General features: G+C 63.0%; 12 protein-coding genes and 1 pseudogene. 5 read left to right on the top strand and 8 right to left on the bottom strand.

Translation table 11 applies throughout. The features are described 5' to 3' along the window. Positions 1–1,234 precede the first annotated feature (1,234 nt). The 6 genes from IPF36_RS34975 to IPF36_RS33665 all read right to left on the bottom strand — a co-directional run bounded on the left by IPF36_RS34975 (position 1,235) and on the right by IPF36_RS33665 (position 7,558). On the bottom strand, positions 1,235–2,602 hold the full coding sequence (locus IPF36_RS34975) for a hypothetical protein (RefSeq protein WP_255519993.1): 1,368 nt from the start codon (positions 2,600–2,602) through the stop codon (positions 1,235–1,237). 9 nt (positions 2,603–2,611) lie between these two features. Further along, positions 2,612–3,487 (bottom strand): hypothetical protein, encoded by an 876-nt coding sequence (locus tag IPF36_RS33685; RefSeq protein ID WP_195432275.1) that lies wholly within the window; start codon positions 3,485–3,487, stop codon positions 2,612–2,614. 1,030 nt (positions 3,488–4,517) lie between these two features. Further along, positions 4,518–5,141, bottom strand: coding sequence for a hypothetical protein (locus IPF36_RS33680; protein WP_195432274.1), 624 nt, complete (start codon positions 5,139–5,141; stop codon positions 4,518–4,520). A gap of 310 nt (positions 5,142–5,451) precedes the next feature. Beyond that, complete coding sequence (locus IPF36_RS33675) at positions 5,452–5,598, bottom strand: hypothetical protein (protein ID WP_195432273.1); 147 nt, start codon at positions 5,596–5,598, stop codon at positions 5,452–5,454. Positions 5,599–5,737: 139 nt separating this feature from the next. Beyond that, positions 5,738–6,706 carry an IS5 family transposase gene (locus IPF36_RS33670; RefSeq protein ID WP_195432272.1) on the bottom strand — a complete coding sequence of 323 codons (969 nt, stop codon included), beginning with the start codon at positions 6,704–6,706 and terminating at the stop codon, positions 5,738–5,740. A 126-nt stretch (positions 6,707–6,832) separates the two neighbouring features. Further along, entirely contained in the window at positions 6,833–7,558 is a 726-nt protein-coding gene (locus IPF36_RS33665) for a hypothetical protein (RefSeq protein ID WP_195432271.1), read from the bottom strand. Between the two features lie 534 nt (positions 7,559–8,092). Here IPF36_RS33665 and IPF36_RS34970 point away from each other — a divergent pair. Next, a pseudogene (locus tag IPF36_RS34970) lies at positions 8,093–8,185 on the top strand (site-specific integrase); the annotation flags it as partial. Between the two features lie 5 nt (positions 8,186–8,190). Here IPF36_RS34970 and IPF36_RS33660 read toward each other — a convergent pair. Together IPF36_RS33660 and IPF36_RS33655 are read right to left on the bottom strand one after the other, a co-directional pair. Then, entirely contained in the window at positions 8,191–8,673 is a 483-nt protein-coding gene (locus IPF36_RS33660; protein ID WP_195432270.1) for a hypothetical protein, read from the bottom strand. Positions 8,674–8,811: 138 nt separating this feature from the next. After that, positions 8,812–9,714 (bottom strand): LysR family transcriptional regulator, encoded by a 903-nt coding sequence (locus tag IPF36_RS33655; protein WP_133098285.1) that lies wholly within the window; start codon positions 9,712–9,714, stop codon positions 8,812–8,814. A 287-nt stretch (positions 9,715–10,001) separates the two neighbouring features. Between IPF36_RS33655 and IPF36_RS33650 the strand changes: the two genes are divergently transcribed. From IPF36_RS33650 to IPF36_RS33635, 4 genes are read left to right on the top strand one after another with little or no spacing between them, the layout of a single operon-like run. Further along, a complete protein-coding gene (locus IPF36_RS33650; protein ID WP_255520000.1) occupies positions 10,002–13,010 on the top strand; it encodes a molybdopterin cofactor-binding domain-containing protein in 3,009 nt (1,002 codons plus the stop codon). Further along, a complete protein-coding gene (locus tag IPF36_RS33645; RefSeq protein ID WP_133098283.1) occupies positions 13,007–13,822 on the top strand; it encodes a xanthine dehydrogenase family protein subunit M in 816 nt (271 codons plus the stop codon). Before IPF36_RS33650 ends, IPF36_RS33645 begins: the two co-directional genes overlap by 4 nt. Continuing rightward, positions 13,819–14,391: a (2Fe-2S)-binding protein gene (locus IPF36_RS33640; RefSeq protein ID WP_195432267.1), complete on the top strand. Its 573-nt coding sequence runs from the start codon at positions 13,819–13,821 to the stop codon at positions 14,389–14,391. Before IPF36_RS33645 ends, IPF36_RS33640 begins: the two co-directional genes overlap by 4 nt. Further along, a complete protein-coding gene (locus IPF36_RS33635; RefSeq protein WP_195432265.1) occupies positions 14,384–15,937 on the top strand; it encodes an AMP-binding protein in 1,554 nt (517 codons plus the stop codon). The genes IPF36_RS33640 and IPF36_RS33635 overlap by 8 nt, the downstream gene beginning before the upstream one ends. Position 15,938 lies beyond the last annotated feature (1 nt).

The following is a 15,938-nucleotide window of genomic DNA, read 5'->3' as shown; positions in this document are numbered from 1 at the left end:
CGGGCATGGGCGGCCGCCGCATCGGGGTCATTGGTCAGAATCTCATTCTGGCCGATAACCCCGTCGCCATTCGCATCGATGGAGAGAATGCCCTGGTTGGCGTTGATCCAGTCGGTTTGCTCGATGTAGCCATCCAGATCGACGTTCTTGCCGATCCGGCTAGCGCTTACGCTCGCGGGCAGTTCCGGCTTCAGATCGACCGTCAGCGCCGTGAAATGCTGGCGGATGCCGTCGGCGTCCTGCTCGGGCATGCCCGCCGCGGCGTCGGGACTCTGCCAATCCTGATTGTGCAACTGTTGCGCGACACGCGCCCGGTTCTCGTCAATGCCGCCCGTGCCCGGCGGCGTCAGCGCCCCGTGTTCGTTCATGGCGGCGAGCACCGTCTCGGCCTCCCAGGCCGGCACCACGGCTTCGAACGCATGGGCCAGGAACTCCTGCATCAGCGTTGCCTGGCCTTCCTGACCACGGCTACCGGCGCCATCGAAGTAGCGCGTCTGCGCCTGACCGCTTTCGTCAATCCATTTCAGGTACAGGTGGCCGGGTGCGCCACCGCCATCGCTGGCGATATTGCCCAGGTAGCTATCCGGATCGTAGGCGTAGCCAATCGTCGGCAGGCGCTGCGGAATGATGGCGTAGAGCGGGTTGCCATTGGCGTCGACCTGTGTGGCAAGCGACTGCTGCAGGGCATCCACCAGGCTTTGCAGCATCTTGGTCGGCGTATCCCCGCCTTGCTCGGTATCGACGGTGGTCAGCACATGGATGCTGCCATCCGGGTTCCACACGGCCGTCGCCTCGCCCTCGAGCGTCGGGATATCGTCGTCGGTAAAAGCCGCGCCAATCATCGCTACCGCCATTGCGGCGAAAGCCAGCGGTGGAGCGTAGGACGAGTATGCTGCGTACCCCATGTATCCCGCCATGGCGCTCGCTGCCGCAGCAGTGCTGAGCGTGGCGCTGGCAATCTGATAACCGTTGCCACCCTCGATTGCCATCACCAGCGACACGATGCTCGCAGCCAGGGCCAGACCGCCTGCCACCTGGCCCATTGTCCCGGCGACGTCCAAGAGGTTGGCCGCCCCAGCAGCCCCTTCCTGGAACAGGGTAAGCCCTTGATCCTTGAGGATGTTGGCGTAGAGCATCGCTGCCTGGCTACCCAGGTTCAGACCGGATGCCGCAATACCCAGGCCGTCGCCATCCTGGATGGCGTTGAACAGGTTCAGACCGGCGGCGAGTACGTTCAGTCCGGCCCCAATGCCATCTGGCAGCAAATGCACATCGCTGCGCAGCCCGTCCAGATTTGCCAGCATGGCGGCGCTGGCTGCCGCAATGGCCGCCGTGTCGCCGGACTCGATGGCCTGAACCAGCGACAGCATGCTTTGCACGCTGCCGAGCACCGCAGTGGCGGTGACTGGTGACTCCGGTGCCGGGTAACAGTGGGTGGCGTCTCCGGTGTCGCGGAGATTTCACCGGGTGACAAGCCATCTGCCGTTGGGGCGGCTACGTTAAGACGGCCATCCGCCTGAACCGAGACTACCTCACCATGGAGTCCAGTCAGGCGAACATCGCTGCCATCGATGGATACCGTGGCGAGCACCTTCTGCTGTCCATCGACCAGAACCCGCGTGCCGTCATCCAGGGTGTAAAGGGAAACGTCCTTGCCGTAGAGACGCTCGATGGCGCTTTGCCAGTTCGCTGTTCGTTCAGCGAAGGCCTGTCTCTGGGCAAGAATTGCCTCCTCGGTCGGTGTCGCGCCGTCAGAAGTAACGCCGCCATTGTCGACTAGCGGAATACGGTCTCCGCCGAGTGCCGCAAGCGCATTGCCGACACCGGCTGTGCCGGTAGCATCCGAGAACAGCTTGTCGAAGACCTGCTTGAACTGGTCCTCGACTTCATTGCGGATTTGCTGGAGTGTATTGACTGCATCCACCCCAATCGAATCAAGGAAGCCTACCTTATCCAACTGGGTGACAGCGTCGAGAAGATTCTGAAGCTCTTTTCCCGATGTCACGCCGGGGGCCTTATCCAGCCAGTCCTTGGCCATGGCGCGGATGGAGGGATCAGGCGACGCTGATGCCCCATACATGACCCCGAGCGTGTAGAGGTTCGCTGCTAATGCGTCCCCGTAGGCACCGCCCGTGTCGCGCAGCATATTCCAGAACTGCTCCACTTTGGCCGGGCCGCCCATCTTTTCCATTACTCGGAATGGGGCATCAAGCGTCCAGGCTTCGGGAGGGAGACCATTCTTCTCGAAAACTTTGCTGTGAAAACCCCAAACCTCATTACTATTGATATCCCTACTAACAGGTTGAGTTCCCCCCTTTGTCTGCTCGTATAGCGTATCAAGATAGCCCCGAGCCATACCGAATTTAATTTGGTTAACTTGGGCTTCGTCTAGCGGTTTGCCTAACTCTTTTGCGGTGTTACTCATATAGGTCAGCGCCGATGCTCCTGCAATTGTATTTACATTTGCAACGCCGCCGGCCCATCCCGCATATTTATAGCCATAGCTTTCAAGTTGGCGATAAACTTGATCTGGCGTAAGCTTTCCAGCTTCGAATTGGGAGCGAATCTGAGTGAGGGTCTGCGCGGATATTGGTGTTGGCATGAATATCTCTTATTTTCCCAATTTATCGCTCGTCTCGGCAGATCGTGCCTGGAAGCTAAGAATTAGTTTTCGAACCCCTTGCTCGTACTTCATCCATTGGCTAAGCGTGCGAGCATCGTATTGCAGAGATGCCTCGGCCTTTAGTGAGGGGTAAAGAGAAAATTGATGAGTGCATACATTACGCGGGCTTTCCTCAAAGGGCTCGATGTTTGCACTGCACTCAATGAAGGTGATATTATTCCCGTCCTTTGTAAAGAAGAATAGACGCTCCCTCTCCATGACTGATCCACCAGGGTAATAAACCAATTTCTGGGATCGATACTCGACCAGTCCATATAATGTTTCTGATTGCCGCTCGTAAAGTCGATTACGGAATTTACTCAAACCATCGATCTTTGATTTTTGGTTAAATAGATCGCCATCGAGTAATTGCTGGTTGGTCAGATACATGGCGCTGCTTGCTCTGACCCCGATCGGGAGCCACTCCTCCGGCCCTTCAATTGATTTCTGCGCTCGGTAGTAGCTAGCCTCATTCTCGGCAGTCCTCGGCGCAAAATCCGGCAAATGCACCATCAGCGGTAACGAGTTGATCTTTGAGGCGAAGGTGCGGACTGGCGGCTTCCACTTGCGGCGTTCCGGGTCGAACAAGCTAGGATCGCCGTCGTATTCGGTCACGAGGTGGGTGTAGTTGACAGGAACAGAAACCGGCACACCCCCGAGGTCGCCAATAATGGGATCATCCCCCTTGGGGAGATCAAAGGGGCCGGCCCACGAGGCCGTTCGGGTGCCAACTACTACCGTCGCAGCCACTACGAACAGTACAGCAAGAGCGGCAAACAGCGGGCGCCTGAACCTCGCTCGCTTCGTTGATGAATGACTCCACATGCTGCATCGCCTCATTGTTTTTTTTCATGCCGACGGCAACTGCTATGCCGCACAGGGACACCACACGACAGCGTTTCGAATCTGTTGCTCGCTAACTTGTGTTTGCGAGGCGTATTTCGAAACGGCCATATATTGAGGATCTCCCAAGCTCATGGAAAATCCAGGTCGACAAGCAACCTCTCGAAGTGAGGTGTCAGATTGCTTGTTTGTTACACCAACTTCCGGCCCGAATGACTTCCCCTCGCAAGTTGCCGTTGCGGGCTTCGGTTGCGTGTTTGCGCACCCAACAATCATGGACGCACTTGCAATAAACGCTACCGTCTTACGCGGACTCCCTGACGGTGTTGATCCTCACGCATGACCAAGGCCTAGCAGGTTACCCCAAGGAAAGGCCGGGGATACGGCGCAGCCGGGGCGAAAACTTTGCCAAGTCCCAAGCTTCTCCATGGTCCCATGCACCCCTGCATGCCCAGTGGCGTTCGGGGGCTTCGCCCGGATATCGATGGACCGGCTGAAAATTCGCATACTGCATAACTCCATATTCTCGTTTTCACGCAAAGCAACATCGTTGTGTTGCCCACGGCCATTGGTGCTCCATTGCGACTCCACACCATGCGCGCACTGGAGCATACCGATACCATCGTCAAATAGACATCAGACGATTCCGAATCTGTATTCAGAAATTTTGATATCAGAAATAAGGATGGTTATTCGCGGTATGGACTCGCACTCGGCCACTTTCGCCGATTCTGCACCATAGCGAGATCGCCTTCCGCCTGCAATAGAACTTCGGCGAGTTCACAACATTTAACGTTTATTCACTTTTCCATGGCGCGGGTGGCTGTTATCCCGCCACTCACCGGAAACGTGGGCGCGACGATTTACGTGGAGATTCGTTGGGAGGCCCATGGTTCTGCCCGACACCCGGTCAACTTCGTTAGCCGATCCGTCGCGGTTGGCTGGACGCGGGTTGGCTGGCCAGCTCGGGGGAATATCCAGAGCGCCAGCTCGCCTGAGGTACGTACTCAATTCACGGTGGAGCGCGCTTGGCATGGGAGCTCCCTGGCGGAGTCGCTAGGCCATAGCGCAGCGTATCCTCTTTGTCGTAGCGAACGAACGCTGGCCCTCCAAATTTTGGATTTGTGGGTCCAGAATGGCTTTCAATAATTTTTTCTCTATTGAATGGGCTCCCCTCTTTGAGGGCATCATCCGAAATGAAAAATTGGCTACTTGCTGTAACACCGACCGGCAACCATTCATGCGGATCGTCTATGGCAGGGGTTTTGAAGTAGCTCGATTCGTTTTCCGCAGTCCTCGGCGCAAAATCTGGCAAGTGCACCATCAGCGGCAACGAATTGATCTTTGAGGTGAAGGTGCGAACCGGCGGTTTCCACTTGCGACGCTCCGGGTCAAAGACACTCGGGTCCCCGTCGTACTCAGTGATAAGGTGCGTGTAATTAAGCGGAACTGAGACGGTTTCACCTCCAAGGTCACCAATAATGGGATCATTTCCCTTGGGAAGATCGAAGGGCCCCGCCCACAAGGCGGACCGACTGCCGACAGCTACCGTGACGCCTACCAGGAGCAACAAGGCAAGGACGGCATACAGCGTGCGTCCAGGCGTCTTTCGCTTCGTTGATGCTTTACTCCACATGCTTAATCGCCTCTCTGTTTCTTTTAGTGACGACAACTTTCAGAAGCCCCCCCGGCATAAGCCCGGTGGCGTTCGGGAGTTGGAAGGTCATGCCATGAGCCATCCCCGTCAGCATTCCAAGCACCGAATTGCACGCCATGTTATTGGTGGTCGTGTTCGGCGTCAGGCAGTGCCCCAGCACCGACGGACAGCGGGGCGGTTCCCGGCCCGGTGCCATAGACGCCCTTGGCAAAGGGCATGTACTTGAGAATCGTGTCGTAGTTGGTCGCCGTCGTGGTTCCGCTTCCGGGGCAATCGGTCTTCTTGTTGCTTATTTTTGCGATTGCCGGCGCAGGAACTCCTCCGCCATCGCCCTGTAATTCAGGCCGCGCGCTTTGTCGATGGCGCGGATCTTGTCCGAGAACGATTCTGGCAGTTCGACAAGGTATGCAAATTCGCTTAGGGAATCGCTGATCAATGAGGTTTGCGCTTGATGTTTCACAAGCCAAGGATTTCGATTTTCGCAACGCGGGAGAGATGGGCCGATTCAAGCCATTTTTTCTCTCGTTTCGCACCTTTCCTGGCGCGCTTTTCCGCGCTCTGGACGGATTGCTCCCCTATGAGGCCAACAACAGCTTCCTGGCGAGCACCAGATTCGCCAGACCAAACAGGCTGAACAACTGCGCCGTGTTCTTGACCAGGCCCTTATAGCGAACCTTGCGATGACCGAAGAGATTCTTGATGACGTGGAACGGATGCTCGACCCGCGCCCGAATCTGGGCCTTGGCCCGCTCCACGGCGATCAGGAGCTCCTTGAACGCACCGTCACGCATCGCCTTGATCTTGCCGCGCTTGGCGGCCACCTGCCACTTCACGGACTTGCCTTGCATCTCCTTGCGCTTCTCCACGCCCGTGTAGCCCGCGTCGCCAAACGCGTGCTCCTCGTGGCCATGCAGCAAGGCATGCGCCTGCGACACATCCGACTCGTTGGCCGCCGTGCCCACCACGCTGTGCACCAGCCCCGAAGCCGCATCCACGCCGACATGTGCCTTCATACCAAAATGCCATTCATTACCCTTCTTGGTCTGGTGCATCTCCGGGTCGCGGCTCTTCTCCTTGTTCTTGGTCGACGGCGGCGCCTCGATGATAGTGGCATCCACAATCGTGCCTTCCTTCATCATCAGCCCCCGCTCGCACAACATAATGCCGATCTCGTCGAACAGTTTTCGCGTCAGTTCATGCTCGACGAGCAGGCGGCGAAACTTCAGCAGCGTGGTCGCGTCCGGAACCGCTTCGACTGCCAAGTCGATCCCGGCAAAGGCCCGCATCGCCATGCTGTCGTACAGCGCGTCTTCCAGCGCCTCGTCCGACAATCCGTACCACTGCTGCAAAAAGTAGATGCGCAGCATCCGCTCCAGACCGATCGGCGGCCGTCCACGTTTGCCCTTGGGGTAGTACGGCTCGACCGCCGCAATCAGGCGCGTCCACGGCACCAAACTCTCCATCTCCGTCAGGAAGCGCTCGCGTCGCGTCACCCGCTTCTTGCCGTGGCTTTCCGCTTCCGCAAAACTGATCTGTCGCTTCATCTCCGACTCATATCGTGGGCATGCACATGACAACGCTTGCACGCCACTCACAGATGACTGCCGCGCTGATTAAATCAGTCTTTCCTTAGCTGACGTCCGTTATTGGTCCGGGATCGGTCTCCGAGCTTATCGAAGGAAATCACAAACTTCCGCACATCCTGGGCTTCCCTCCTTGGATTGGTGAACATGCCGGTAACTGCCTTCGACGGCCAGGTAGTCGATGCCTTCGAAGACGCGGACGAAGTAGGTCTGCTCATGCAGGGTCGTGATCGGCCAGACGATCTTGCCGTCCTTGATCCCAGAGATGCCGATCTGAGATAGCTCAAAAGCCTTTACCGGTATTTCGCGTTTGGGTTTTGGTGCATCCTTACGCAGCGCTTCCGAGAGTCGTTTTGACGATCTCGCTATCATGTATGCGGAGGGCAACGATGGTACCATTGCAATGGATGTATCGATCGCCATTGGCAGTGGTGTACCGGACTTGAAATAGAGTTCAAAGCGCAAGGACTTCGGGAAGCCGCACCGTTCCTCAACACCGTTGTAGCTACAGCGCTCCTCGTCGCGATTCTCCGAGACCGTGAAGGCGACGGCTTCCGCGCCCTTGAGGTCCTTGCTGACAAACTCCTGGGGTATGCAGTAGCGTTCAGCAAACTCCGGCGTTACGACCCACAGGAAGTGATCCTTGGTGTAGACGCCCTTGCCAGGCCGCGGCCCGGTGTAGTAGCCGTCCGGGCAGTGCTGGTATTTGGCTTTGATCTCGGCTTCATTGAGACGCTGAAACGGCTCCTTGCCGGCATCCTGAGCCGCCACGCTTGTGCTGATGGCCGTCACCGCGAAGCCAAGGGCTGCCATACACATTGCAGCGCGACGCCAATGAACTTGGAATGCACTGCTGAAAACTCCCATGCTGCTTAATTCCCTATTCTTGTTTTTGCTGAGCGGCATCGTTGTGTCGCTATGGGCGCGGGACAATCCACTGGGAAGCCCTTGCGTGCCGGGTCGGGATGGAGCGTATCCATGCCATCGCCAAAAAACCATCGGACGTTTCCTAATTTATATTCAGGAATTCAAACACCAGATATAAGCGCGACTTTGCACGATTCAGATTCGCGCTCGGCCCGCTTGGCGATTCGGCACCGTAACGGACCCTCATTGCGGCCGCAATAGAGATTTGGTGAATTCACAACATTTAACGTTTATTCACTTTTCTTGCGCCAGGGGTGGCATCCACGGAAACGCGAGCTGCAAGTCTGGGCACGACTATCCGGCCGTGGGCTTGCCTGCGACCACGGCTGAACAGACCGAGCTATCGGGATCGTTGACGCTTTCGTGGTCCACGGGCCTGGTGCCCAAGCGTGAAATCGACCACCGGCTTCCAAACGGGCGCTTCGGAAGGAATCGATTTCAACCACCTCGATCTACTTGAATAGCGACGACGTCAAGCGGGCCCGGCAGTTTGGGCAGGCCTTCGCAGCCTGACCGACTTATTCCACCTGGGAATAAGAATTGGGTTTTTCATAACCACAAGGCTTATGATAGCAATTTAGCCTCATCTTGGTCAGACCCCTCGCACGTCCCGAATTGCTGGTGGAAATCATCGTGACGGCGGCGGTCTGACGCTGGGCGCTGCCCTGATTTGCCAGGTCTCTCGCGCATTCGCGCCCCAGGCCGTCGGGGCGGCCATGCCGCTCGACCAACTCAGGTAAATGTGGTGAAGAAAGAGATAGCCGGCGGAGCGTCGCGCTAGCGCTCCGTCCATCCCCAGGCACAAGCCGCACGTTTACGGGGCAAACCATGCGCGCACGATTTCCGGATTTGCCTTCATCCAGTCGCGCGCGACAGCCGCCGGCGGCTTCCGGTCGACGACGATCTGCCGTTCCAGCTCCGTCACGACCGGAATCCCCAGCTGGATCGGGCTTGCCCAGCTTCAGCTGGTAGCCGGCGGCTTCAAGGCCGTAGCGCTGCATGATATCCGCGGATCCGACCATCAGGCCCGATCCCGGCCCCACGCCGACGACCGATAACGGTTGCGACAGCCGCACCGGCCGCTGCGTCAGTGCCCAGGCGATCACCCCACCGTTACGCCACCCCGTTATGCCACCCCGTTACGCCATCCCGGAAACCCGCCTGATTTCCTCCGCGACGATCGCGATCAACGCCTCGGCCGCCGTGCTCAGCGGCCGTTGCGGATGGCTCACGCAAACCAGATGCCGCACGATGCGCGGCGCAATGATGGTATGCATCCGCAGCCGTCCCTCTTCCACGGCGCGCAGCACCACGATGCGCGGCAGCACGGTGGCAAAGCGCGTCTCCTGCACGAACTGGACGATGGTGCCGAGGATGTCGATCTCGAACTTCGGCGCAAGGGTGACGTCCTGCGCCTGCGTCGCCGTGTCCAGCACCACGCGCAGGCCATGCCGCTTGGTCGGCAGCACCAGTTCCAGTCCCGGCAGCTTCGCCATCTCTACCGATTCAGGCAGTTCGGGGCCGTGTTCGACGCTGGTCACCAGCACCATTTCCTCGTCGTGCAGCGGCTGCACATGCAGCGCCGGCCGGCCGCGCTGGCGATGCACCACGGCCGCGTCAAGCTGGCCGGCGGAAACGAGATCGATCAGCGCGGCACTGAAGCCGTCCGCCACGGAAACCTCTACGTTTGGATAGCGCGCATTGAAGCGCGCCAGCGATCCCACCAGCACGCTCTCCGTCTCGGACGCCACCATGCCAAGCGTGATGCGGCCGGCCATCTGCTCCTCTCGCTGCATCATCTGCTGCCGCGCGCCGGCGATGTCGCGCACGATGGGCAGGAACAGGCGGTACATCATGCGACCCGCAGCAGTCGGCACCATGCCGTGCGGGATGCGGTCGAACAGCTTCTGCCCGAACTCCTCTTCCAGCCGCGCGATCTGCATGCTGAGCGCCGGCTGCACGATATTCAGGCGCTTGGCCGCGCGCGTGACGGAGCCATCTTCGAACAGCGCGATGAAGTACTGGATTTGCTTAAGGTCCATGGGTTGGTATCAATGGGACTGTCATTCCGGCATCAATTTTAGTGATGAAGCCAGGGCGGCATGCGATACAGAAGACTCCGGCATTGGCCAGCTTGTTGCGCATCCCGCTTGTCTCCGGGAAGACCCTGATCAATCATCACAAATGATGGCTCGAATCAGAAATCAATATTAGATCTTATATCGAGATGTCACTAATCTCCGTTTGACGTTGCACGGCCCCATCGCCTTCCGGCGCGGTTCCGTCGCACGGAACGGAGTCGCAAATGAAAAGATTCGATGCTGGCGAAATGACCGGCACGGTGGAGACACAGCAGCCCCGGCCAGCGCCGCATGTCGGCCGCCCGATGCCGCGTGTCGAGGATGCCGCCATCCTGACCGGGCGAGGCCGGTACGCCGACGACCTCGGCGTCAGGCCCGGCACCCTGCACGCCGCCATCCTGCGCTCGCCGCACGCGCATGCCGAACTCGGCGCCATCGACTGCGCCGCCGCGTTGCAGGCGCCGGGCGTGCGTGCCGTGCTGACGGGGGCCGACCTGCCTGCCTGGTCGAAGCCCTTCGTGGTGGGCGTGAAGGCGCCGATGGAGCAGTGGGCACTGGCCATGGAGCGCGTGCGCTATGTGGGCGAGCCGGTGGCCGTGGTGGTGGCCGAGAGCCGTGCCCTGGCGGAAGACGCGCTCGACCTCATGCGGGTGGAGTACCGCGTGTTGCCGCCGGTGGTGTCGATCGAGGCCGCCGTCGCCGACGACACGAGCGTGCTGCATCCCGGCCTCTGCAGCAACGTGGCCAGCGACCGCCATTTCCGCTATGGCGACCCCGAGGCCGCCTTTGCCGCCGCGCCGCACCGCGTGGCGCTGACCGCCCATTACCCGCGCAACACCTGCACGCCGATCGAGTGCGGCGTGGTGATTGCCGAGCACTTGCCGGGCAACGAGGGCTACCAGGTCACTTCCAACTTCATGGGGCCGTTCTCGCTGCACGCCGTGATGGCGATGGCGCTGCAGGTCCCGGCCAACCGCCTGCGCCATGTCGCGCCGCGTGACTCGGGCGGCAGCTTCGGCGTCAAGCAGGCGGTGTTCCCCTACGTGGTGCTGATGTGCCTCGCCTCGCGCAAGGCGGGCGCGCCGGTGAAGTGGGTGGAAGACCGGCTCGAGCACCTGAGCGCCGCCACGTCAGCTACCGCGCGGCTTTCCACCCTGGAAGCCGCGGTCGAGGCGGACGGCCGCATCGTCGCGCTCTCGTACGACCAGCTCGAGGATTGCGGCGGTTACCTGCGTGCGCCGGAGCCCGCCACCTTCTACCGCATGCATGGCCTGCTGACCGGTGCCTACTCGATCCCGAACCTGCTGGTGCGCAACCGCGTGGTGCTGACCAACAAAACGCCGACCGGCCTCGTGCGCGGTTTCGGCGGGCCGCAGGTGTACTTCGCGCTGGAGCGGCTGGTGCAGCGGATCGCGGTGGAGCTGGGCCTGGATCCGCTCGACGTCTACCGCCGCAACTTCGTGCCCGCCGATGCCTTTCCCTATCGCGCGGCAGCGGGCGCGCTGCTCGATTCCGGCAACTACCAGCTGGCGCTGTCGCGCGCGCTGGAAGCGGGCGACTACGGTGAACTCAAGCGCCGCCGCGACGCCGCGCGCGCCGAGGGCAGGCTGTACGGCATCGGCTTCGCGGCCATCGTCGAGCCCTCGGTATCGAACATGGGCTACATCACCACCGCCACGCCGGCCGCGGCACGCCGCAAGGCGGGCCCGAAGAACGGCGCCATCGCCAGCGCAACGGTCAGCGTGGACCTGCTCGGCGGCGTGGTGGTGACCATCGCGTCGACGCCGGCGGGACAGGGCCACATGACCGTGTCGGCGCAGGTCGTGGCCGACGTGCTCGGCATCGATCCGGCTGACGTCGTGGTCAACGTCGAATTCGACACGCACAAGGACGCGTGGTCCGTGGCCGCGGGCAACTACTCCAGCCGCTTCGCCGGCGCCGTCGCCGGCACCGTGCACCTGGCGGCCTCGCGCGTGCGCGACAAGCTGGCGCGCATTGTGGCCTCGCACCTGCACTGCGACCCGGCCGAACTGGTCTTCGCGGATGGCCGCATCGTACGCCGGGGCGCGCCCGATACCGCCCTGCCCTTTGCGCGCGCGGCCAGTAACGCGCCGCATTGGTCGCCGCAGCTGCTGCCGGCCGGCGAGGAGCCTGGCCTGCGCGAAACCGTGTTCTGGTCGCCCCCCAACCTCGACTCCCCGGACGAGCAGGACCGCGTCAACACATCCGCCTGCTACGGCTTTGCCTTCGACCTGTGCGGCGTGGAGATCGACCGCGCTACCGGCCGCGTGCGCATCGACCGCTACGTGACTGCGCACGACGCCGGCAAGCTGCTCAACCCGGCGCTGGCCGACGGCCAGATCCGCGGCGCCTTTGCGCAGGGGCTGGGCGCGGCGCTGATGGAGGAATTCCGCTACGGCCCCGACGGCAGCTTCCAGTCCGGCACGCTGGCGGACTACCTGATGCCGACTACGTGCGAGGTGCCCGACCCGCTCATCGTCCACCTGGAGACGCCGAGCCCGTTCACGCCGCTCGGCGCCAAGGGCCTCGGCGAGGGCAACAACATGAGCACGCCGCCATGCATCGCCAACGCGGTGGCCGATGCGCTGGGCGTGAGCGACATCCGCCTGCCGCTCACGCCCGCCAGGGTGATGGCGATGATCGGCTTCGACGACCCGCCGCCATCGCGTCCGGAACTGGCCGAGGCGGCAAGAGAGGCCTCGGCGAACAACAAGAGCGGCGGCAAGGGCGGCAAGGCCCTGAGCGCGCGCGGCACGGTCGACCTGGACGCCACGCCCGAGGCCGTCTTCGCCGTCCTGCTCGACCCGCAGGCGCTGGCCAAGGTCGTGCCGGGCTGCCACGCGCTCGTGCCCATCGGCGACAACCGGTACCGCGCCGACGTGACCGTGGGCGTGGGCATGATCAAGGCCCGCTACGAAGCCGAGATCGCGCTGTCAAACCTGGAGCCGCCGCACCGGCTGCGGCTCGCGGGCGCGGGCCTGTCGTCGCTCGGCAGTGCGCGCGGCGCGGGCCTGGTCGAACTGGCCCCGCACGGTGCCGGCACCCGTCTCACGTATGACTACGAGGCCGAGGTGTCCGGCAAGGTCGCCGCGGTCGGCGGCCGCATGCTCGAAGGCGCGGCCAAGGTGGTATTGCGCCAGCTGTTTGAATCGCTCGGCCGCCAGGCCGGGGGCAAGCCCGCGCGCAAGCCGGGCTGGATCGCGCGCCTGCTGGCGCTCTTTGGAGTCCGTCGATGAAACCTCCAGCCTTTGATTACCTGCGTGCCGAATCCGCGCAGCACGCGCTGGAAGCGCTGGCCCGTGCCGGCGAGGGTGCCCGCGTGCTGGCCGGCGGCCAGTCGCTGATGGCCGTGCTGAACATGCGCCTCGCGCAGCCGCAATTGCTGGTCGACATCTCGCGCACCCCTGACCTGGATACCGTGCGCGTGGAAGGCGGCCATCTGGTGGTGGGCGCTGCCGCCACGCAGGGCAGCGTGGAATGGCGCCCGTCATTGGCCGACGAGGTACCGCTGCTCGCGCTCGCCTTCCCGCATATCTCGCATTTCCAGATCCGCAACCGCGGCACCGTGTGCGGCTCCATCGCCCACGCCGACCCGAGCGCCGAGCTGCCGCTGGTGCTCACCGCGCTCGGCGGCGAGGTGGTGCTGCGCTCGCTGCGCCGCCGGCGCGTGCTGCCGGCCGCCGAGTTCTTCCGCGGCATGCTGATGACGGCGCGCGAGCCCGACGAGCTGGTGGAAGCGGTGCACTTCCCGCTGCGGCGGCCCGGCGCGCGCTATGGCTTTACGGAGTTCTCGGCCCGGCATGGCGACTTCGCGCTGGTGGCCTGCGCCGCCATCGTCACGGACGACGCCATTGCGCTGGCCGTGGGCGGGGTGGCCGACCGGCCGGTGCTGGAGACCTGGCCGCGCCTGCAAGGCGAGGCACTGGCCGAGGCAATCAACGATTTCAGCTGGAAGCTGGGCGCGCAGGACGACGCCCATGTCAGCGCGCAGTACCGCCGCCACCTGGTGCGGCAACTGGGCATGCGCGCAATCGAGGAGGCAAGATGAGCAAGACCGCTAATGGCGCACCTTCGGGTGCGCCCCCGGTGATGCGGCGCAATGAGCGCCAGCGCGTCACCCTGACCCTGAACGGCATCGAACGCAGCGCCTCGTGCGCGCCACGCGAGCTGCTGTCCGACTTCCTGCGCCATGAACTCGGCGCCACCGGCACCCACGTCGGCTGCGAGCACGGCGTCTGCGGCGCGTGCACGGTGCGGGTGGACGGCGTGGCCGCGCGTTCCTGCCTGATGCTGGCGGTGCAGGCCGATGGCCGCGCCATCGACACCGTCGAAGGACTCGCTCCGCGCAAAGGCCTGGGCGACCTGCAGGAAGCCTTCCGCCGCCACCATGCGCTGCAGTGCGGCTTCTGCACGGCGGGCATCCTGATGTCGTGCGCGGACTACCTGGAGCGGGTACCCGAGCCGACCGAGGCGCAGGTGCGCGACATGCTGTCCGGCCACCTGTGCCGCTGCACGGGCTACACGCCGATCGTCGCCGCCGTCCTCGACGTGGCCGCCAGCCGCGCGCGCTCGCGCCGGATTGCGGCACCGGTTGCCAGGGAGCACTGCGATGCTTGATCTCGGCCGCACCTTCCTGCAAAGCGTGGAGCGCAGTCCCCACGCCCCCGCCATCGTCGACGGCGACCTGGTGCTGACCTACGAGCAATGGCTCGCGCGCATCCGCGGCGTGGCCGCCGGCTTGCTCGACCTGGGCCTGCGGCCGGGCGACCGCGTGCTCGCCATCCTGCAGAACCGCTGGGAGATGGCGACACTGCACTGGGCCTGCCAGTTCGCCGGCCTGGTCATCGTCCCGCTGAACTGGCGCGCCAAGCCGGACGAGCTGGATTACTGCGTGCGCGACGCCGGCGTGAAGGCGCTGGTGTTCGAGCCGGTCAGCGCCGACGCGGTGCTGGACAGCGCCGCCGCGCAGGAAGTCCCCTGCATCGCGCTGGACGGCGCGCCGGGCGGCTCGCTGTCGTTCGACACTCTGCTACGTGCCACGCCCCGCCGGGACAGCACGCAGGCCGAGGCCGGCGACGTCTCGCTCATGCTGTACACCTCCGGCACCACCGGCAAGCCGAAAGGTGTTCCACGCCGCCACCGGCAGGAACGTGCAGCCGCGCTGGCGCATGTTGCGCAGAACCTGTACCGGCGCGGCGAGCGGACGCTGGGAGTGATGCCGCTGTACCACACCATGGGCGTGCGGTCCCTGCTGGCCATGGCGCTGGTGGACGGCCTATTCGTCTGCGTGCGGCGCTGGAGCGCGTCGCAGGCGCTGCAGGCCATCACCGCCCATCGCGTCAGCTGCCTCTATCTCGTGCCCACGCTCTACCACGACCTGCTCGCCGAGCCGGGTTTCGACAGCAACGATGTGCGCACCGTCACCAAGCTCGGCTTCGCCGGCGCCGCCATGAACGATGGCCTGCTGACCCGGCTGGAGCAGGCGTTCCGCCCGGAGCTGTTCGTCAACCACTACGGCTCGTCCGAGGTCTACACCTTCAGCGTCGACCAGCAAGCGGCGCGCAAACCCGGCAGTGCGGGCCGCGCCGGCCTCAACACGCGGCTGCGCGTGGCGCGGCTTGACGCGGCCTCGCCCGACGAACTGGCCGCGCCCGGCGAGGAAGGCCAGATCATCGCCGACCTGCGCGGCGACGAGGCCTTCGAGGGCTACTGGAACCGCGACGACGCCAATGCCAAATCCCTGCGCGACGGCTGGTACTTCACCGGCGACATCGGCTACCTCGACGCTGACGGCGACCTGTTCGTCACCGGACGGGTCGACGACATGATCATCAGCGGCGGCGAGAACATCTCGCCCGCCGACATCGAATCGGTGCTGTCCCTGCACCCCGCCGTCGACGAGGTGGCGGTTGCCGGCGTGCCCGACGCCCGCTGGGGCCAGAAGGTGGTGGCCTTCGTCAAGCCGCGCGGCTGCGTTGACGCGGGCGCGCTCGACGACTACTGCCGCGGCTCCGACCTCGTCAACTTCAAACGCCCGCGCGACTACGTGTTTGTCGCCGACATCCCGAAATCGCCGGTCGGCAAGATCCTGCGCCGCAAGCTGTCCGCGGGCGAATACAGCGCGCTTTCCTCTCTTCCCCACAGCGACCCCATCAAGGAGTAAC

Source organism: Cupriavidus sp. IK-TO18, assembly GCF_015549295.1.
Lineage (GTDB): Bacteria > Pseudomonadota > Gammaproteobacteria > Burkholderiales > Burkholderiaceae > Cupriavidus > Cupriavidus oxalaticus_A.
The sequence above is the reverse complement of the archived record's forward strand: the minus strand, read 5'-3'. Positions and strand labels throughout refer to the sequence as shown.

Coding starts and splice junctions, on each gene's coding strand:
- IPF36_RS33650 (WP_255520000.1), top strand. CDS start 10,002: ATGACCGGCACGGTGGAGACACAGCAGCCCCGGCCAGCGCCGCATGTC.
- IPF36_RS33635 (WP_195432265.1), top strand. CDS start 14,384: ATGCTTGATCTCGGCCGCACCTTCCTGCAAAGCGTGGAGCGCAGTCCC.
- IPF36_RS33655 (WP_133098285.1), bottom strand. CDS start 9,714: ATGGACCTTAAGCAAATCCAGTACTTCATCGCGCTGTTCGAAGATGGC.
- IPF36_RS33670 (WP_195432272.1), bottom strand. CDS start 6,706: ATGAAGCGACAGATCAGTTTTGCGGAAGCGGAAAGCCACGGCAAGAAG.
- IPF36_RS33665 (WP_195432271.1), bottom strand. CDS start 7,558: ATGGCAGCCCTTGGCTTCGCGGTGACGGCCATCAGCACAAGCGTGGCG.
- IPF36_RS33680 (WP_195432274.1), bottom strand. CDS start 5,141: ATGTGGAGTAAAGCATCAACGAAGCGAAAGACGCCTGGACGCACGCTG.
- IPF36_RS33660 (WP_195432270.1), bottom strand. CDS start 8,673: ATGCAGCGCTACGGCCTTGAAGCCGCCGGCTACCAGCTGAAGCTGGGC.
- IPF36_RS34975 (WP_255519993.1), bottom strand. CDS start 2,602: ATGCCAACACCAATATCCGCGCAGACCCTCACTCAGATTCGCTCCCAA.
- IPF36_RS33685 (WP_195432275.1), bottom strand. CDS start 3,487: ATGTGGAGTCATTCATCAACGAAGCGAGCGAGGTTCAGGCGCCCGCTG.
- IPF36_RS33640 (WP_195432267.1), top strand. CDS start 13,819: ATGAGCAAGACCGCTAATGGCGCACCTTCGGGTGCGCCCCCGGTGATG.
- IPF36_RS33645 (WP_133098283.1), top strand. CDS start 13,007: ATGAAACCTCCAGCCTTTGATTACCTGCGTGCCGAATCCGCGCAGCAC.